The sequence below is a fragment of the Cupriavidus gilardii genome (assembly GCF_017598945.1).
GTDB lineage: Bacteria > Pseudomonadota > Gammaproteobacteria > Burkholderiales > Burkholderiaceae > Cupriavidus > Cupriavidus gilardii_E.
The window spans coordinates 76,901-95,664 of sequence record NZ_JAGFTW010000002.1; the positions used below are offsets into that span (position 1 = coordinate 76,901).

Sequence of the window (18,764 nt, forward strand, 5' to 3'; positions counted from 1 at the left end):
TCAGCCCAGCGCCGCGACGATGCGCGCGGCGTGCTGCTGCAGCACCGCCGGATCCTGCGGCTCGCTGGCGTGGCCGCGCAGCGGGCGGTCGGCGTAGCGCGGCACGATATGGAAGTGCACGTGCGGCACGGTCTGGCCGGCGGCGGTGCCGTTGAACTGGCCGATCGACAGGCCATCGGGCTGGAACGCCTCGCGCACCGCGCGCGCGACGCGCTGCGTGGTGCGGATCGCGGCCTGCGCGGCGCCTTCGGACAGATCGAACAGCTCGGCGGCGGCCTCCTTCGGCAGCACCAGCACGTGGCCGTCGGACTGCGGCATGATGTCCATGAAGGCCAGCGTGTCGGCGTCTTCGTAGACCTTGTGGCAAGGCAGCTCGCCTCGCAGGATTCGGGCAAAGATATTGTTCGGGTCGTACACCGTGTGCTCCGGTTCGGGAATGTGCGACTGCGCCGCGATGGTCCGCTGAAATCGCGCGGGAAATCCGCTGAACATGCGGCTGGCAACGCAGCCTGCGAGTTTAACGCACGGTCGTGCGAATCTGCCCGCGAAAGAGAACGACCGCGCCGGGCACGGATGGCCGGGCGCGGTCGCGGCCCTTCGGCGGACGCTACATGTTGCGCCGATACTGTCCGCCGACCTCGAACAGCGCATGCGTGATCTGCCCGAGCGAGCAGACCCGCACCGCATCCATCAGCACCGCAAACACGTTCTCGTCGTCGATCACCGCCTGGCGCAGCCGCGCCAGCATCGCCGGCGCCGCGTCGGCATGGCGGGCGTGGAAATCCTCCAGCCGCCGCAGCTGGCTCTGCTTCTCGTCCTCGCTGGAGCGCGCGAGTTCGAGCGTGGCCGGCGTCGGATCGCCATCCGGATTGCGGAAGGTATTGACGCCGATGATCGGCAGCGAGCCGTCATGCTTGCGCTGCTCGTAATACATCGACTCTTCCTGGATCTTCGCGCGCTGGTAGCCGGTCTCCATCGCGCCGAGCACGCCGCCGCGTTCGGCGATGCGCTCGAACTCCTGCAGCACCGCCTCTTCCACCAGGTCGGTCAGCTCCTCGATCAGGAAGCTGCCCTGATTGGGGTTCTCGCACTTGGCCACGCCCCATTCGCGGTTGATGATCAGCTGGATCGCCAGCGCGCGCCGCACCGACTCGGCGGTCGGCGTGGTAATGGCCTCGTCGTAGGCGTTGGTGTGCAGCGAATTGCAGTTGTCGTAAATCGCGATCAGCGCCTGCAGCGTGGTACGGATGTCGTTGAAGTCGATCTCCTGCGCATGCAGCGAGCGGCCCGAGGTCTGGATGTGGTACTTCAGTTTCTGGCTGCGCTCGTTGGCGCCGTACTTGTCGCGCAGCGTGACGGCCCAGATGCGGCGCGCGACGCGGCCCAGCACGCTGTACTCGGGGTCCATGCCGTTCGAGAAGAAGAACGACAGATTGGGCGCGAAGTCGTCGATATGCATGCCGCGCGCCAGATAGGCCTCGACATAGGTGAAGCCGTTGGCCAGCGTGAAGGCCAGCTGCGAGATCGGATTCGCGCCGGCCTCGGCGATGTGATAGCCGGAGATCGACACCGAGTAGAAGTTGCGCACCTGATGATCGACGAAGTACTGCTGGATGTCGCCCATCACCTTCAGCGAGAACTCGGTCGAGAAGATGCAGGTGTTCTGGCCCTGGTCCTCCTTCAGGATGTCGGCCTGCACGGTGCCGCGCACGTTCTGCAGCACCATCGCGCGGAGCTTCGCGGCCTCCTCGGCATCGGGCTCGCGGCCCTGCTCGCGGCGGAAGCGGTCCAGCTGCTGGTCGATCGCGGTGTTCATGAACATCGCCAGGATCGCCGGGGCCGGCCCGTTGATCGTCATCGATACCGAGGTCTGCGGATCGATCAGATCGAAGCCGTCGTACAGCACCTTCATGTCGTCGAGCGTTGCGATCGAGACGCCGGAATTGCCGACCTTGCCGTAGATGTCGGGACGCAGGTCCGGGTCCTCGCCGTACAGCGTGACCGAATCGAACGCGGTCGACAGCCGCTTGGCCGGCATGCCCTCGGAGACCAGCTTGAAGCGGCGGTTGGTGCGGAAGGCATCGCCCTCGCCGGCGAACATCCGGGTCGGGTCCTCGTTCTCTCGCTTGAACGGAAACACGCCGGCGGTGTAGGGGAAGTAGCCGGGCAGGTTCTCGCGCATCAGCCAGCGCAGCAGTTCGCCCTCGTCGGTGAAGCGCGGCAGCACCACCTTGCGCAGCCGCGTGCCGGACAGCGTGGTGGTGACCAGCCCGGTGCGCAGCTCCTTGCCGCGGATCGTGACCACGTGCTCGTCGCCGCTGTAGGCATCGCGCAGCGCCGGCCAGCCGGCCAGCAGCGCCCGCTCGGTCTCGCCCAGCGCGGATTCGCGTTCGGCTTCGAGTGCCTGCAGGGCCTGCTGTGCCTGCGCGCCCGCGGAGGCGTTGCTCTGCGCCAGCATCCGCCGCGACTCGCGCAGCTGCTGCCGTTCGCGCGCGATCCGGCTCTGCGCGGCCACGCGCTGGTGATAGGCCCGCACGGTATCGGCCAGCTCGGCCAGATAGCGGCTGCGCGCCGGTGGCACGATGGCATTGCGGCCGGTGCTCTGCCGCCCCGCCAGCCGCGGCAGCGTGCCGTCGCGCAGCACCAGGCCGCGCTCGGCCAGCGCCTCGCGCAAACCCAGGTACAGCATCGTCACGCCGTCGTCGTTGAAGCGCGAGGCCTGGGTGCCGTAGACCGGCATGTCCTCGGCGCGCGCATGCCATTGCTCGCGGTTGCGCTGCATCTGCTTGGCGACATCGCGCCACGCGTCCTGCGCGCCCTTGCGGTCGAACTTGTTGATCGCGACGAAATCGGCAAAGTCCAGCATGTCGATCTTCTCGAGCTGGCTGGCGGCGCCGAACTCGGGCGTCATCACGTACAGCGACAGGTCGACATGGGGCACGATCGCCGCGTCGCCCTGGCCGATGCCCGAGGTCTCGACCACGATCAGATCGAAGCCGGCCACCTTGCAGGCCGCCAGCGCGTCCGGCAGCGCGCGCGACACCTCGCTGGCAGCGTCGCGCGTGGCCAGCGATCGCATGTAGATCTGCGGATGGTGGATCGCGTTCATGCGGATCCGGTCGCCCAGCAGCGCACCGCCAGTACGCCGGCGCGACGGGTCGATCGAGATCACCGCGATGCGCAGGCTGTCCTGCTGATCGAGGCGGAAACGGCGGATCAGCTCGTCGGTCAGCGACGATTTGCCAGCGCCGCCGGTGCCTGTCACGCCCAGCACCGGGGTCGCGATGGCGGCGGCGTCGGCATGCAGCGCGGCCGCCATCGCGGGGTCGGCCTTGCCGTTTTCCAGCACGGTGATCCACTGCGCCAGCGCGCGGCGGTCGCCGGCGCGCAGCGAATCGAGCGTCGCCGGCGCGTGGCGCGACAGATCGAAGTCGCAGCGCCGCACCATGTCGGCGATCATGCCGGCCAGGCCCATGCGCTGACCGTCCTCGGGGCTGTAGATGCGGGCCACGCCGTAGTCCTGCAGCTCGCGGATCTCGGCCGGCACGATCACGCCGCCGCCGCCGCCGAACACCTGGATATGAGCGCCGCCGCGCTCGCGCAGCAGGTCGACCATGTATTTGAAGTATTCGACGTGGCCGCCCTGGTAGCTCGATACCGCAATGCCCTGGACGTCCTCCTGCAGCGCGGCCGCGACGACTTCCTCGACCGAGCGGTTGTGGCCGAGGTGAATCACCTCGCAGCCCTGCGCCTGCAGGATGCGGCGCATGATGTTGATCGAAGCATCGTGGCCGTCGAACAAGGATGCGGCCGTGACGAAGCGGACCTTGTGGGTCGGCGCGCCGGCTGGCGCGGGTGCCGGCGCCACGGTAGCGGCCTCGGCTTCGGCGCCTGCCTTTTGCAGGTCGGAAAGATCGGTCATGGTCTCCACCCGGTGAGGCCGGGGCGGGCGGACAGACTGCGCCGCCGAAGCACCGGCCATCGCGTTGTGCGGCCATTGCTGGCCATATTGTCTTGGGTTGTCTTGGGTTGCCCCGGGCCGGCTCTCCCGCCGGCGGGCCAGTCGATTGTAGGCTCACCTGCCGGACGTGACCAGCGGGCAGCAAACGGCACGTGACGCCCCCTGCCTTCGGCTACAATCCAAAGCATCCGCCGGGACTCGGACCTCCGGTCGGCACAACAAAGGACACGCACAGCCGGCCGTGTCGACCTACTGAAGGGAGATTCCTATGCGGCATTGCGTGCCGTGGCTGCCGCGCCTTGCGCTGCTGGCGGGCCTGATCGGCCTGCCTGCCAGCGCCATCGCGTGGGACTACACGCCTGCGGCCATCTCGGGTCTGACCAGCCTGTACGGCTACCTGACCAACCAGAACGCCACGCTGGAGCGCGCCGCGGCCAAATACCCGTCGCTGCGCAACGACATCCAGCAGGTGCGGGCGGCGTTCGACCGCCAGTATCCGGATGCGCTGGCCATGGTGACCCGGCTGTTCCAGGACATTCCGCTGCCGGCGACCGACCGTGCCCGGCTGGCGACCAAGGTGCTGGAAATGGACCGCGAAGCGATGCAGTCGGCACTGGCCTCCGAGCCCGCGATGCAGGCCTATCTGCAGCGCGTGCGCGAAAGCGCCCAGGGCGACATGGAGAAGGCATCGCTGCAGCTGCTGCTGGCCGCGGTCTACGAGGACAAACCCGCCGCCGAACTGGCCTCGCCGATGGCCAGGAGCTACACCACCAAGGGAATCCGGCAGGCGGGTGCGATCGACCTGATGCTGCGCATGCCGCTGTCCTGGGAGCGCGATCCGGCCCGGGAAAAGCTGCTGCCGGACAACGCCATCTTCGCCTTCACCAGCCAGGGCGGCAACGGCCTGTCGACCATCGACCTGCTGGCGCGCCCGCTGCCGAAAGACAGTGCAAAGGAAGGGGCGAAGGAAAGTGCAAGCGCGGCGGTGGCCGCGCGCGCGACCGAGGAACTGAAGGCGCTGACCGGCGCCAGCGCCAAGGTCATTGCCCAGGGCACGGTACGGCTGGCGAATCACCGCGCCAACTGGGCCAGCTTTTCCATCGCCGGCGACAGCGGCCGCCTGCAGTACGGCCGGGTCTGGTGGGTGCCGCTGCCGGAGGCGGGCCAGACCGCGGTGCTGCTGTGCCGGACGCCGTCGTTGTCGCCGCAGGCCGCCGACAACGAGCGGCAGCGGCTCGAGCCGCTGTGGCAGGCGGGCGCCGCCACGCTGTCGACGGCGCCGCCGGCACGCTGAGCCCCCCCCGTCCGGCCCCGCCCCCGTCCGGGCCGGACGTTCCGCGTTATCGCGACAGATGCCGCGCCGGCCACCAGCCCGCTGACGGCTCCGGTAGCCGTACCGGGTCCGGCCGCGGCCGCCGGCGCAGCAGTGCAAGCAGCCCGCGCCAGGACAACGGCGCAGCCTGCTGGGCCACGGTGAAGCGCGCCCCCGGCGCGTCGCCCGAAATCCAGATCCAGGCGCCCTCGGGCAGCGCGAAGGACTGGCCCGGCGCCAGCCAGACATCGCGGCGCTGCCCCTCCACCGTCAACCAGATGTGTCCGTGCCGGGCGACGATGCGCTGCCCCGGCCGCGCGCGCCAGCTGACTGGCGTGCCAACCTCGTCCAGTTCGAAGTCCCTGAGTTCCTGCATGGTGCTGCTCCTGTCGATGCGCATCGAGCGGAGCCGGCCTTGCCAGGCTTGCCGCCCGCCGGTCGCGCGGCAGCGGACCGGTGTTGCCAAGGCGGGCATATTGGGCAGCGATGGCCGCGAAGCCTTTCGGTATTGTCCGGCGGTTGTTGCTCGCCGCACCGGCCTCTTGCCGATGTGGCCGACCGCACCGACGGCCGCGCCACCCCGTGCTCCGATGCACGATTGCATTATGGACAGCCGGTGCGGCAATCCCAGCGACAGTTCCGAACAGTTTCCCAAGTACTGTTCCGGCGTTTTTTCTGACAGTTACGGACAGCCAGGACCGGCGCCCTAGCGATGCAGCACGGCGTTGCGCCGCGCATAGCCGAAATAGATCAGCAGACCGAGCGCCAGCCACAGCAGGAAGGCGATCCAGGTGAACGGCTGCAGATGCGCCATCAGGAACAGGCAGAAGCCCACCGACAGCAGCGGTACCACCGGCACGCCCGGGCAGCGGAAGGTGCGCGGCAGATCCGGCCGGGTTCTGCGCAGCACCAGCACCGCGATCGAGATCAGCGCGAAGGCCGACAGCGTGCCGATATTGATCAGCTCGGCCAGCACGTTCAACGGCACCAGGCCGGCGATGGACGAGAACACGATGCCGACCGCCCAGGTTGCGTGAAACGGCGTCGCGTGCACCGGGTGCACCTGCGATAGCTTGGCCGGCAGCAGCCCGTCGCGCGACATCGCGAACAGGATCCGGGTCTGGCCATAGGTCATCACCAGGATCACGGTGGTCATGCCGAGGATCGCCCCGAGGTCGACGAAGCCGGCGACCCAGTTCTCGCCGGCGTACTGCAGCGCCAGCGAGACCGGATGGTCGATGCCCTCGAACTTGGGGAACGGCACGATGCCCGTCATGATCGCCGCCACCGCGACATAGAGCAGCGTGCAGACCGCCAGCGAACCGATGATGCCGATCGGCAGGTCGCGGCGCGGGTTGCGCACCTCCTCCGCTGCCGACGTCACCGCGTCGAAGCCGATGAAGGCGAAGAACACCAGCGCGGCCGCATTGACGATGCCGGCGAAGCCGAACGGCGCATAGGGCTGCCAGTTGAGCGGCTTGACATGCCAGACGCCGACCGCGATGAACAGCAGCACCACCGCGACCTTGATCGCCACCATGATGTTGTTGACCCGCGCCGATTCCCGCACGCCGTACGACACCACCCAGGTAATCGCCAGCATGATCAGCACCGCCGGCAGGTTCAGCACCGTCGGCACGCCGGGCACCGCGCCGGGCGCGGCGGTCAGCGCCGCCGGCAAATGCACGCCGAAGCCGGACAGCAGCGACTGGAAATAGCCTGACCAGCCCACCGACACCGCCGAGGTCGCCAGCCCGTATTCGAGCAGCAGGTCCCAGCCGATCATCCAGGCGACGATCTCGCCCAGCGTGGCGTAGCTGTAGGTATAGATCGAGCCGGACACCGGGATCGCGGTCGCGAATTCGGCGTAGCACAGCGCGGCGAAACCGCAGGCCAGCGCGGCGATCACGAAGGACAGCGTCAGCGCCGGGCCGGCGGTCAGCGCGCCGGTACCGGTCAGCACGAAGATGCCGGTGCCGATGATGGCGCCGATGCCCATCATCACCAGATCGACCGGGCCAAGCACCTTTTTCAAGCCATCGTCGCGGCTCGCGGCCAGCATCGTTTCGATGTCCTTGGTGCGGAACAAGCTCATGAAGGGATCTCCTGCATTGGCGGCATCCGCCCCGGGGTCGGTCACGCGGTGTCGCCTGGATCGAGTTGGCCGGCCTGTGGATGACCGGTCGCCAGTGCCCGCACGCGCCGCCGCCTGGGCGGACGCGCGAGCAGCCCGCGGGCCGGCAAGGTGTGCCGGCCGGGGCAAAAAAAGGCGCCTAGTTTAGCGAACCGCTCGAGCCGAACCGTCACTTATGGAGGCGGGCTTTGGGGTTCTGGGCAGGAGATGAAGGGGGGAAGAATAATTCGAGGGGTAGGTGTTCTCCCTCTCCCCCTCACGGGGGAGAGGGTTGGGGAGAGGGGGTGGTGTCAAACCGCGACGGCATGTTCACCGCCCCGCTGCCCTCTCCCCCGCCCCTCTCCCGCAAGCGGGAGAGGGGAGAAAACCGGCCGACCGCACGAACGCGGCTGCGCCGCCTTACTGCACGTCCTTCAGCACCTGCCGCACCGTGTCGAACATCTCGGCGATCTGCGCCTCGGTGATGATCAGCGGCGGCGAGAAGGCCAGGATGTCGCCGGTGTAGCGCACCAGCACGCCGCGCTCCAGGCACTTGAGGAAGACCTCGTAGCCGCGCGCGCCCGGCTGTCCCGGCCGCGGCTCGAGTTCGATGCCGGCGACCAGGCCGAGGTTGCGGATGTCCTTGACGTGCGGGGCGCCCCGCACGCCGTGCGCGGCCTCCTCGAACAGCGGCGCCAGCTTGGCCGCGCGCCCGAACAGGTCCTCGCTGCGGTACAGGTCCAGCGTGGCGATCGCCGCAGCGGCGGCCAGCGGGTGGCCCGAATAGGTGTAGCCATGCGGCAGTTCGATCGCGCCCGCTGCCGCGGCGTCGATCACGGTGTCGTGCACCTCGCGCCGCACCGCCACCGCGCCCATCGGCACCGCCGCGTTGTTGATCGCCTTGGCCATCGTGATCAGGTCCGGCGTGACCTTGAAGCGCTCGGCCGCGGTGGCGGCGCCCAGCCGGCCGAAGGCAGTGATCACCTCGTCAAAGATCAGCAGGATGCCGTGCTTGCTGGTGATCTCGCGCAGCCGCTCCAGATAGCCGACCGGCGGCACCAGCACGCCGGCCGAGCCGGCCAGCGGCTCGACGATCACGGCGGCGACGTTGGACGGATCGTGCAGCGCGATGATGCGCTCCAGGTCGTCGGCCAGGTGCGCGCCCCAGGCCGGCTGGCCCTTGGAGTAGGCCGCCTCGGCGATATTGAGCGTGGCCGGCAGATGGTCGGTGCCCGGCATCAGGTTGGCCGAGAAGGCCTTGCGGTTCGGACCGATGCCGCCGACCGCCATGCCGCCGAAGCCGACGCCGTGATAGCCGCGCTCGCGGCCGATGAAGCGGGTGCGCTGCGCTTCGCCGCGGGCCCGGTGGTAGGCCAGCGCGATCTTCAGCGCGGTATCGACCGACTCGGAGCCCGAGTTGGTGAAGAAGATGCGGTCCAGGCCGGACGGCATGATCGCCGCCACCTTGCTGGCCGCCTCGAACGACAGCGGATGTCCCATCTGGAACGGCGGTGCATAGTCCAGCGTCTGCACCTGGCGCGCGATCGCGTCGGCGATCTCCTTGCGGCAGTGCCCTGCGGCCACGCACCACAGGCCGGCGCAGCCGTCGAGCACCTTGCGGCCGTCGTGGGTCGTGTAATACATGCCGCTGGCCGAAGCCAGCAGCCGCGGCGCCGCCTTGTACTGACGGTTGGCGGTAAACGGCATCCACAGCGCATCGAGATCGGGAATCACTGTCTTGGCGGCGTCCATTACTTCCTCCTTGGTTTTGTCCGGGTGTCGTCGGGGTGTCGCCCCGGGGTATCGACCATCGTGCCGGAGCGCGCGATGGTGCGACAGTGCGATCCGGCCACTGTAGCGAGCCCGGCGCAAGCTAAAAATATACGGTCGTGAAATGCTCGCCTTACCGTACAGGTTTTTCCGCACGAACCGTACAGGTCAGGCGACGACAGCCCCGCCCGCCAGGGCGCTCGCATGACCGCATCCGCCCGGAATAGGCGCCATCGCGGCATGCCGCAACGGCAAGGCGTCGCCCTTCGCCACGCTTGAACTGTACAGGCAACCCTCGCACAATGCGGTCGCATGATCCAGCTCGAACTGACCCGCAGCCGCCGTGGCGGTGACACGCTGACCGAACAGATCGTCGCCGGCATCGCGGCGCTGGTGGACCGGCGCGCGCTGCGCCCCGGCATCGCCGTGCCCTCGGTGCGGCGCTTCGCCGCGCAGCACGGCGTCAGCACCTTCACGGTGGCCGAGGCCTATGGCCGGCTGACCGCGCTCGGCTATCTCGCCGCGCGCGCCGGCTCGGGCTACACGGTGGCGCATCGCCAGGCCAGTTCCGAACAGGCCCCCAGCCCGCGCTGGGAAACCCCGGCATTGAATGCGGCCTGGCTGCTGTCGGACGTGTTCGCCGACCACTCGGTGCCGATCAAGGCCGGGGCCGGCTGGCTGCCGGGCGACTGGCTCAACCAGGAGGGCCTGCACCAGGCGATCCGCGCCGCCGCCCGCGTGCCGGCCGGGCAGGTATCGGGCTATGGCCACCCCTACGGCTTCGCCCCGCTGCGCGAGCACATCGCCACGCGGCTGGCGCAGTACGGCATGCCGATGCAGTCCCAGCAGGTCGTGCTGACGCAGGGCGCGACCCAGGCGCTGGACCTGGTGGTGCGCACGCTGCTGCGTGCCGGCGATACCGTGCTGGTCGAGGACCCGTGCTACTGCAATCTGCTGCAGATCCTGCGGCTGGCGGGGCTGAAAGTGGTCGGCGTGCCGCGCGGCGCGGCCGGGCTCGACACCGACGCGCTCGACGTCGCCATCCGCCGGCACGGGCCGCGCGCGCTGTTCGTCAATACGGTGCTGCAGAATCCGACCGGCGGCACGCTGACCAGCATGAACGCGCACCGCGTGCTGCAGCTGGCCGAGCAGCATCGGCTGCTGGTGGTCGAGGACGATATCTACCGCGAACTGGCGCCGGCCGGCGCGCCGATGCTGGCGGCGATGGACGGGCTGTCGCACGTGGTCTATGTGAACGGGTTCTCGAAGACCATCACGCCGTCGCTGCGCGTCGGCTATCTGGCGGCGAGCCCGGAGCTGGCCAAGGCGTTCGCCCGCACCAAGATGGCGGTCGGGCTGACGTCTTCGGAGGTCACCGAGCGGCTGGTCTATGCGGTGCTGACCGGTGGCCACTACGCGCGCCATGTGGACGCGCTGGCCGCACGCCTGCGCGCCCAGCAGGACCGGGTCACCGAGAAGATGGAGGCGCATGGCCTCGAAGTGCTGCTGCGCCCGGAAGGCGGCATGTTCGCCTGGGCACGGGTCCGCGGCGCGCCCGACGGCGCGGCGGCGGCGGCGCGCGGGCTGTCCGGCGGACAGTTGGCGACGCGCGCGCTGTCGCACGGCGTGTGGCTCGCTCCGGGCAGCTATTTCGCGCCGGACGAGACCGATTCGCCGTGGATCCGCTTCAATATCGCGACCAGCGATGCGCCGGCGCTGTGGGACTTCTTCGACGGCGTGCGCGCTGCGAGCTAGCCGCGCACGCCGTTTGCGACTGCAGGCGTTCTCAGAAGCGGTAACGCACGTAGCCGGTATAGAAGTTGGTACCCGGGTTCGGCCGCTTGATGCTGGCGTTCGAGATGTGCTGGAAGCGGAAGCCCGCCTCGGCACGCTTTTGCGGGCCGAACGCCACGCCGACACCGACCATGTCCGAGAACTGGAACGCCGTGCTGTAGTCGTGCGAGTCCGAGGTCGAGGTGGCGCTCATCAGGCGCAGGCCCACCGACAGCTCGGCAAACGGCACCACGCTCCAGCCATGCTTTTCGACGCGCAGGATCGGCGAGAAGCCGAGCTCGGTCACGTCGCGGCGGTTGTTGCCGGTGCGCGCGTTCCAGCGGGCCAGTTCGACTTCCCATTGCAGCTTGGCCAGCCAGCCTTGCGGATTGCCGTAGGCGAAGCCCGAATCCCAGTTCAGGCCGATCTCGTACTTGTTCAGACCGTGGCCGGGGTCGCGGCCGTAGGCCACATGGACGGCGGGATCTGCCTGGGCAGGCGCGGCGACGAGCAGCGCTGCGGCGGCGCAGCATAGCGCGGCCGATCGGCGCAGCGAACGCGCCGCCCGTTCTTGTTGTTGTGTCATGGTCGAGGGGAGAGGAGTTGAAAGATGCCGGCGAAGGCACTGGCACAGTCCGTGCCAGGCAGGAAACGCCACCCGCATCGGCGGCGCACGAACGGCCCGGGGACTAGGCCCAGAGCCGCTCGATCAGCCACCCGGCGGTGGCGCACAAGCCGAGCCACGCCACCATGCAACCGGCAATGAATCGATAAGTCATCGTACTTTTGGCAAGCAAAGAGCGAAATTACGCAAAATCGTGACTCGGATGATACATGCATTCATGAATGTATGTTATGCGGCGATAAATCCATTTTGCGTCTGGGGGTAAACGTGCGATCACCCGCCGAACTTTAGGGCCGGCCCCGGTCGGCGCACCGCCAGCAGGGATTTGCGCCTGCCGCGGCGCGCATCCTGCTACCCTTGCGGCCATCGAAAAAGAGGCCAACCGATGCATACCCACGATCTGTCCCCCTGGACCCATTCGCATGTCTTCGATCGCGGCAACGCCGCCGGCGAGCGCGGCACGCGCCTGGTGCTGCTGCTGACGGCGGCGGCGATGGTGGCGGAGATCGGCGCCGGCTGGTGGTTCGGCTCGATGGCGCTGCTGGCCGACGGCTGGCACATGAGCTCGCATGCGCTCGCGATCGGTCTGTCGGTGTTCGCCTATGCCGCCGCGCGCCGCTTCGCCAACGACCGCCGCTTCGCCTTCGGCACCTGGAAGATCGAGGTGCTGGCCGGCTTCGCCAGCGCGGTCTTCCTGATGGGCGTGGCGGCGCTGATGGGCTTCGCGTCGATCGAGCGGCTGTTCGCCCCGGCGGCGATCCGCTATCCGGAGGCGATGACGGTCACCTGCCTCGGCCTGCTGGTCAATCTGGCAAGCGCCTGGCTGCTGGGCGGCGCGCACCACCATCATCACCACGGGCACGACCACGATGATCACCACCATCACCACCACCATCGCGACCATCACCACGACGATCACGGTCACCACCACGGCCACCACCACGCGCACGGGCATGGCCATGCGCATGGCCACGACCTGAACCTGCGCTCGGCCTACCTGCACGTGCTGGCCGACGCTGCCACCTCGGTACTGGCGCTGCTGGCGCTGGCCGGCGGCTGGTGGCTGGGCTGGAACTGGCTCGATCCGGTGATGGGCATCGTCGGCGCGGTGCTGGTCGGACACTGGGCGCTGGGCCTGATCCGCCAGACCTCCGCGGTGCTGCTCGATCGCGAGATGGACCACCCGGTGGTCGACGAGGTGCGCGAGGTGCTGGCGGGCTTCGACCAGGGCCGCGACGGCACCCGCGTGACCGACCTGCACGTCTGGCGGGTCGGCAAGGACAAGTTCGCCTGCATCGTCGCGCTGGTCACGCACGATCCCACGCTGACGCCGGCGCGCGTGCGTACCGCGCTGGGCGTGCACGAGGAACTGGCGCATGTGACGGTGGAAATCGCGCGCTGCGACGATGGCGCGATGATGACGCCGGCCGGTTGATCCGGGCCGGTTGATCGCGGCCGGCTAGCGGCGCTGGCTCGCGCCGATCGCATCGGCGCGGGCAGGAAGTCTGGAGGCGGGGGAACGGGATCGAACCGTCGTACACGGCTTTGCAGGCCGTGGCATGCCACTCTGCCACCCCGCCGCTGGTCTGAAGCGGTGCGCTGCGGACAGCGCGGGCCGAAGTGTAGCCCGATTCTCCCGATCGTGCAGGCGGCCATCGTATGGGGCCGAGCCGGCCCGGATCGACGATGAGCCGGAGCGGGCACCGATCTCTGCTATCGTCTCGGCCATCGTTGAAAGGCCACTCCGCCCCCCAGGCATGCGACTGCTGCACACCTCCGACTGGCACCTCGGCCAGACCCTGCATCACTACGACCGTACCCACGAACACCAGCAGTTCCTCGACTGGCTGCTCGATACGCTGGACGCCGAGGCGACCGACCTGCTGCTGGTCGCCGGCGATATCTTCGACACCGCCAATCCGTCGGCCGCGGCGCAACGGCAGCTGTACCGCTTCCTGACCGAGGCGCGGCGCCGGCGCCCCCATCTGGCGATCGTGATGATCGCCGGCAATCACGACTCGCCGGCGCGGCTGGAGGCGCCCGCGCCGTTCCTGGACTGGTTCGGCGCGGCCTGCGTCGGCCAGGTCCACCGGCTGCCCGACGGCGCGATCGACGTCGAAAAACTGGTGGTGCCGGTGCGCGATGTGGGCGGCCGGATCGCTGCGTGGTGCCTGGCCATCCCGTTCCTGCGTCCCAGCGATGTGCCGCGTGTGGAGGCGGCTCACGATGACACTGGCACCGACGCCGACCCCTACCAGGCCGGCGTCGCCGCGCTCTATCGCAGCGCGCTCGAGCTGGCGCTCGCCCGCCGCCAACCCGGCCAGCCCATCGTCGCGCTCGGCCACTGCCACATGCGCGACGGCGAAGTCTCGGAGGATTCGGAACGGCGCATCGTGATCGGCGGCGCCGAGGCGCTGCCGGCCGGCATCTTCGATCCGGCCATCGCCTATGTCGCGCTAGGCCATCTGCACCGGCCGCAGAAGGTCGGCCGTCACGAGCACATCCGCTACTGCGGCAGTCCGCTGCCGATGTCGTTCTCCGAGATCCACTACCCGCACCAGGTCGTCAGCGCCCGGCTCGACGGCGAGACGCTGGCCGAGTGGCACGCGATCCCGGTGCCCAGGCCAGTCGATCTGATGCGCGTGCCCCTGACGCCCCGGCCGGTCGAACAGGCGCTCGACGCGCTGCGCGCGCTCGACCTGCCGCCGTTGCCCGACGCCCTGCAGCCCTATCTGCAGGTCCGCGTCGCACTGGACGCGCCCGAACCGACGCTGCGCGCGAAGATCGAGGCCGCGCTCGACGGCAAGCCGGTTCGCCTGGCGCGCATCGAGGTCAGCGCCGTCGCGGCCGGCGACACGGCCGCACCGATGCTGTCGCTCGACGACCTGAACCGGCTCGACCCGGCCGCGGTGTTCGCCTCGCTGTATCGCGAGCGGCATGGCGCCGAGGCGCCCGCCACGCTGGCGGCCGCGCTGGCCGAACTGCTGCACGCCCCGGACGAGGTGGCCGCGCCATGAAGATCCTCGCCATTCGCGGCCGCAACCTCGCCTCGCTGTCGGGCGAGTTCGACATCGACTTCACCGCCGAACCGCTGGCCTCGGCCGGCCTGTTCGCGATCTGCGGCCCCACCGGCGCCGGCAAGAGCACGCTGCTCGATGCGCTGTGTCTGGCGCTGTACGACGAGACCCCGCGCGTGGCCCGCGTCGGCGGCCGCGCCACGGTGCTGCCCGATGTCGCCGGCGAGACCATCGGCGCCCACGACACGCGTACGCTGCTGCGCCGCGGCGCCGCCGAGGGCCACGCCGAAGTCGACTTCGTCGGCGGCGACGGCCAGGCCTACCGCGCCCGCTGGAGCGTGCGGCGCGCGCGCACCCGGGCCGGCGGCAAGCTGCAGCCGACCCAGATGTCGCTGGCGCGGCTGCCCGGCGAAGAGCCGGTCGGCGGCGGGCTCAAGAGCGAGGTCCAGGCCGCGATCGTCGAACGCGTGGGACTGACCTTCGAGCAATTCACGCGCGCGGTGCTGCTGGCGCAGAACGAGTTCTTCGCCTTCCTGAAGGCCGGCGACGACGAACGTGCGGCGCTGCTGCAGGCGCTGACCGGCACCGGCCGCTTCGAGGCGATCTCGCGGCGCGCCTTCGAGCGCAACAAGGCCGAGCAGGAAGCCTTGCGCCAGTTGCGCGAGCAGGCCGCCCAGCACCAGCCGCTGGACGCCGAGACGCGCGCGCAGTGCGAGCTGCAACGGCGGCAGCAGCAGGACGCGGTCAACGCGCTGGACGAACGGCTGCGGCAACACGAGGCCCAGTTGCGCTGGCATGCCGACGCGGCCGAGCTGGCGCGCCTCGAACAGCAGGCGATCGGCCGGCACCAGGCCGCCGCCGCCGCATACGATGCCGCGGCACCGCGGCGCGCCCGGCTGGCCGACGCGCACGCGGCGCAGGGCGCGCGAACGCTGGTTGCCGAGGTCGACCGGCTCGCCGCGGCGGGCGAAGCGCAGCGCCAGGAGCTGGCGCGCGCGGCACAAGCACAGGCCGCGTCGGAACGCGCGGCGCAGGACGCCCAGGCCGAATGGCAGCGCGCGGTGGCGGCCCTGGAAGCGGCCCGCCGCGCCGAGGCCGAGATGGCGCCGCGCCTGGCACAGGCGCGCGAACTCGACGCCGTGATCGCGACGCTGACGCCGGACCGCGAACGCGCCGCGCAAGCGGAGCGGCAGGCCGCGCAGGCGCTGGACGAAGCGCGCCGCGAACAGGCGCGGCTGCGGGCCGAGCGGGAATCCGCCGGCGCCGCGCTGGCCGCCGCCGAGGACTGGCTCGCCCGCCATGCCGGACTCGAAGCCCTCGGCACGCAATGGCCGCGCTGGCAGGCGCTGTTCGTGCAGGCCGACGATTGGCACGGCCGGCACGCCGCCGCCATGCAGCAGGCCGGGCAACTGGCCGAGCGGCTGGCCGCGGCGCAGCGCGACGAGGCCGCGGCGCAGGCGCGGCTCGCCGCAGGCGCCGCATCCCTGCAAGCCGCGCAGCAACAGTACGCCGAGGCGCAGCGCGCGCTGGCCGGGCACGACCGCGATGCCATCGCAGCCCGGGCGTCCGATTTGCAGCGGCACCGCGACGCGCTGCAGCAGGCCGCGGCGCGTTGGCGCGACCGGCTTGCCGCCGAAGCGCGGTTGGCGGAGCTCATCGAGCAGCGCGACACGCTGTTCGCGCAACGGCAGCAATGCCAGCAACGCATCGACGCCGCCCGCGCCGCGCGGCCCGCCGCACAGCAGGCCGCCACCCAGGCCGAACGCTCCTGGCAACGCGCGCTCGCCGCCTGTCAGCAAAGCGTCGAGCAATTGCGCGAGACGCTGGAGCCGGGCGAGCCCTGCCCGGTCTGCGGCGCCAGCGAACACCCCTACGCGCATGACGATTCGCCGCTGCGCGCGGCGCTGCAGGCCACGCTCGGCGCGCTGGAGGACGAATACCGCCGGTGCCAGCAGGCGCTGGCCCAGCTCGACGCCGACGAACGCAGCGCCGCCGCGCTGGCGCACAGCCACGGCGAAGCGCTGACGCAGCTGGACTCGCGCCTCGCCGCGGCACGGCAGCAGCGCGATCAGGCCGAACGCGAGTGGCAAGCCGACACGCTCGCCGCGCAGGCCGAAACCATCGATGCCGACCAACGCACCGACTGGTTTGCGCGGCAGCTGGCTGACGCCGATGCGCAGCAACGCAGCGCGGCCGCGCTCGAAGCCACGCTGCGCGCGCTCGACAAGCAATTGCAGGCCGCACGCGCGCGCCTGGACGCCTGCCAGGCCGAGCAGACGGCGGCCGACAGCGCGCTGCAGCGCGCCCAGGCGCTGGCCGCCGAACTGGCGCTGCGCCATGGCGCGGCGAACGAGTCGGCGGCGGCAACGGCGGCGCAGCGCGATCAAGCCCTGCACGACCTGGACCGCGGCGCGCTGGGGCAGGCGGCCGGCGTCGACTGGCGAGACCAGTGGCACGACGATCCCGCGGCATTCCGCACGCGCTGCGCGGCGGATGCAGGCCAGTGGACGCGGCATCGCGACGAACGCGACGCGCAGCGCCAGCGCATCGTGCAGCTCGACGGCGCCCTGGCCACCGCCACGCAGGCGCACGAGCATGCCGTCGAAGCGCATCGCCAGGCCGCTGGAGCGTTGGCGTTCGCCGACGCGCGCCTGTCCGAGCAGCGCGCGCGCCGCGACGCGCTGTTTGCCGACACGCCCGATGCGGGCCTGGCGGTCGATGCGATCGCGGCCCGACTCACGCAAGCCAGTGCCGACGCCGCGGCGCGCGTCGACGCGGCACAGCGGGCGAGCCAGGCCGCCAGCGAACAGCGGGCGCGACAGACCGCGCGCGCCGAGCAGGCCCGGTCTCAAGGCAAGGCGCTGGACGAGCAGGCACGCGACGCCGCGGCGCGGCTCGATGCGTGGCTGGGGGCATGGCAGCGCGGGCACGACGCCCAGCAAGACGACGAACAGGACGACGAACAGGACACGCGCATCCCGCTCGACGAAACGGGCCTGCGTGCGCTGCTGGCGCTCGATGCCGACTGGCTGGCGCGCGAGGAAGCGGCGCTGCACGCGCTGCAACGCGACGTCGATGCCGCGCATGCCGTCGTGCAGACGCGCCGCGCCGAGCGCGAACGGCATCTGGCGCGACGGCCCGGCGAGGACGACGCGGTCACCGTCGAAGCCGCGCTCGCGGCGGCCCGCGCGGAGCTGGAGCGCGCCAAGCAGGCGCTGACCGAGGCCGATTTCACGCTGCGCCGCGACGACGAGCGGCGCGCGCAGGCCAGCGAGCTGATCGCGCGCATCGATCGGCAGCAGGCCGCCGCGCACACCTGGCAGGTGCTCAACGAACTGATCGGCTCGGCCGACGGCAAGAAATTCCGCAACCATGCCCAGCAGATGACGCTGGACATCCTGCTCGGCTACGCCAACCGGCATCTGGCCACGCTGTCGCGCCGCTACCGGCTCGAACGCGTACGCCAGAGCCTGGCGCTGCTGGTGATCGACCAGGACATGGCCGACGAGGCCCGCTCGGTGCATTCGCTCTCCGGCGGCGAGTCGTTCCTGGTATCGCTCGCGCTGGCGCTGGGCCTGGCGTCGCTGTCGTCGCATCGCGTGCGCGTCGAATCGCTGTTTATCGACGAGGGCTTCGGCAGCCTCGACGCCGACACGCTGCGCGTCGCGATGGACGCGCTCGACAGCCTGCAGGCCCAGGGCCGCAAGGTCGGCGTGATCTCGCACGTGCACGAGATGACCGAACGGATCGGCACGCGCATCGAGGTGCGCAGGCTATCGGGCGGGCAGAGCCGGGTGATGGTGGGTTCGTAGGGTGTAGCGAGCGGGGGTTGCCCTCTCCCCCAACCCCTCTCCCGCAAGCGGGAGAGGGGAGCAAACCATCGGGATTCGATCCACGTGGTAGTACTCCCCTCTCCCGCGCGCGGGAGAGGGGGCGGGGGAGAGGGCAACAGCGCCTGCCATTCCCCGAACGCTCCACCAGACACTGTGTTCGCGATCACGAACAATGGCTCGCCATCCCGCGCCATGCCGTGACCCGCCATCGCCGACTCCCGGCGGCCGCGTCCCCGCCCCGTGCAAGCATCCACCCTAGGGGTTACCCTTACGCGATGCTGCCGCCTGCCAACCCCCTGGCCCGCGGGCGGCCTCTGTTGCAGCGGCGGTGCCCCCGCCGCGCGCTTCGCCCGACGCCGG

At 70.3% G+C, this 18,764-nt stretch carries 11 protein-coding genes and 1 tRNA gene; 5 read left to right on the forward strand and 7 right to left on the reverse strand.

Annotation, left to right across the window (positions count from 1 at the left end; all coding sequences use genetic code 11):
- Both J5T34_RS00630 and icmF read right to left on the reverse strand, forming a co-directional pair.
- The gene (locus J5T34_RS00630; protein ID WP_347880626.1) at positions 1-417 is read right to left on the reverse strand and encodes an HIT family protein; all 417 of its coding nucleotides are present in this window, start codon (positions 415-417) and stop codon (positions 1-3) included.
- 190 nt (positions 418-607) lie between these two features.
- The gene (gene icmF, locus J5T34_RS00635) at positions 608-3,922 is read right to left on the reverse strand and encodes a fused isobutyryl-CoA mutase/GTPase IcmF (RefSeq protein ID WP_208577457.1); all 3,315 of its coding nucleotides are present in this window, start codon (positions 3,920-3,922) and stop codon (positions 608-610) included.
- Positions 3,923-4,229: 307 nt separating this feature from the next.
- Between icmF and J5T34_RS00640 the strand changes: the two genes are divergently transcribed.
- Positions 4,230-5,255, forward strand: coding sequence for a hypothetical protein (locus tag J5T34_RS00640; RefSeq protein WP_208577459.1), 1,026 nt, complete (start codon positions 4,230-4,232; stop codon positions 5,253-5,255).
- Positions 5,256-5,301: 46 nt separating this feature from the next.
- Here J5T34_RS00640 and J5T34_RS00645 read toward each other — a convergent pair whose 3' ends face one another.
- The 3 genes from J5T34_RS00645 to J5T34_RS00655 form a co-directional block, all read right to left on the reverse strand.
- Complete coding sequence (locus J5T34_RS00645; RefSeq protein WP_208577461.1) at positions 5,302-5,649, reverse strand: DUF2917 domain-containing protein; 348 nt, start codon at positions 5,647-5,649, stop codon at positions 5,302-5,304.
- 330 nt (positions 5,650-5,979) lie between these two features.
- On the reverse strand, positions 5,980-7,368 hold the full coding sequence (locus J5T34_RS00650) for an amino acid permease (protein WP_208577463.1): 1,389 nt from the start codon (positions 7,366-7,368) through the stop codon (positions 5,980-5,982).
- Between the two features lie 438 nt (positions 7,369-7,806).
- Positions 7,807-9,138: an aspartate aminotransferase family protein gene (locus J5T34_RS00655; RefSeq protein ID WP_208577465.1), complete on the reverse strand. Its 1,332-nt coding sequence runs from the start codon at positions 9,136-9,138 to the stop codon at positions 7,807-7,809.
- Between the two features lie 330 nt (positions 9,139-9,468).
- On the opposite strand from J5T34_RS00655, the gene J5T34_RS00660 reads away from it, so the two are divergent.
- The gene (locus J5T34_RS00660) at positions 9,469-10,911 is read left to right on the forward strand and encodes a PLP-dependent aminotransferase family protein (RefSeq protein ID WP_208577467.1); all 1,443 of its coding nucleotides are present in this window, start codon (positions 9,469-9,471) and stop codon (positions 10,909-10,911) included.
- 31 nt (positions 10,912-10,942) lie between these two features.
- On the opposite strand, the gene J5T34_RS00665 is transcribed toward J5T34_RS00660, so the two are convergent.
- Positions 10,943-11,515: an acyloxyacyl hydrolase gene (locus J5T34_RS00665; protein WP_208577469.1), complete on the reverse strand. Its 573-nt coding sequence runs from the start codon at positions 11,513-11,515 to the stop codon at positions 10,943-10,945.
- 424 nt (positions 11,516-11,939) lie between these two features.
- On the opposite strand from J5T34_RS00665, the gene dmeF reads away from it, so the two are divergent.
- Positions 11,940-12,989 (forward strand): CDF family Co(II)/Ni(II) efflux transporter DmeF, encoded by a 1,050-nt coding sequence (gene dmeF, locus J5T34_RS00670; protein ID WP_208577484.1) that lies wholly within the window; start codon positions 11,940-11,942, stop codon positions 12,987-12,989.
- Positions 12,990-13,060: 71 nt separating this feature from the next.
- On the opposite strand, the gene J5T34_RS00675 is transcribed toward dmeF, so the two are convergent.
- Positions 13,061-13,134: transfer RNA gene (locus J5T34_RS00675), tRNA-Cys, on the reverse strand.
- 177 nt (positions 13,135-13,311) lie between these two features.
- Between J5T34_RS00675 and J5T34_RS00680 the strand changes: the two genes are divergently transcribed.
- Positions 13,312-14,571 (forward strand): exonuclease SbcCD subunit D C-terminal domain-containing protein, encoded by a 1,260-nt coding sequence (locus J5T34_RS00680; protein WP_208577486.1) that lies wholly within the window; start codon positions 13,312-13,314, stop codon positions 14,569-14,571.
- Positions 14,568-18,383 carry an AAA family ATPase gene (locus J5T34_RS00685; protein WP_208577488.1) on the forward strand — a complete coding sequence of 1,272 codons (3,816 nt, stop codon included), beginning with the start codon at positions 14,568-14,570 and terminating at the stop codon, positions 18,381-18,383. Before J5T34_RS00680 ends, J5T34_RS00685 begins: the two co-directional genes overlap by 4 nt.
- Positions 18,384-18,764: the final 381 nt, after the last annotated feature.

What these genes read in the sequence shown, in the direction of transcription:
- icmF (WP_208577457.1), bottom strand. Translation starts at nt 3,922, where the DNA reads ATGACCGATCTTTCCGACCTGCAAAAGGCAGGCGCCGAAGCCGAGGCC.
- J5T34_RS00640 (WP_208577459.1), top strand. Translation starts at nt 4,230, where the DNA reads ATGCGGCATTGCGTGCCGTGGCTGCCGCGCCTTGCGCTGCTGGCGGGC.
- J5T34_RS00645 (WP_208577461.1), bottom strand. Translation starts at nt 5,649, where the DNA reads ATGCAGGAACTCAGGGACTTCGAACTGGACGAGGTTGGCACGCCAGTC.
- J5T34_RS00650 (WP_208577463.1), bottom strand. Translation starts at nt 7,368, where the DNA reads ATGAGCTTGTTCCGCACCAAGGACATCGAAACGATGCTGGCCGCGAGC.
- J5T34_RS00655 (WP_208577465.1), bottom strand. Translation starts at nt 9,138, where the DNA reads ATGGACGCCGCCAAGACAGTGATTCCCGATCTCGATGCGCTGTGGATG.
- J5T34_RS00660 (WP_208577467.1), top strand. Translation starts at nt 9,469, where the DNA reads ATGATCCAGCTCGAACTGACCCGCAGCCGCCGTGGCGGTGACACGCTG.
- J5T34_RS00665 (WP_208577469.1), bottom strand. Translation starts at nt 11,515, where the DNA reads ATGACACAACAACAAGAACGGGCGGCGCGTTCGCTGCGCCGATCGGCC.
- dmeF (WP_208577484.1), top strand. Translation starts at nt 11,940, where the DNA reads ATGCATACCCACGATCTGTCCCCCTGGACCCATTCGCATGTCTTCGAT.
- J5T34_RS00680 (WP_208577486.1), top strand. Translation starts at nt 13,312, where the DNA reads ATGCGACTGCTGCACACCTCCGACTGGCACCTCGGCCAGACCCTGCAT.
- J5T34_RS00685 (WP_208577488.1), top strand. Translation starts at nt 14,568, where the DNA reads ATGAAGATCCTCGCCATTCGCGGCCGCAACCTCGCCTCGCTGTCGGGC.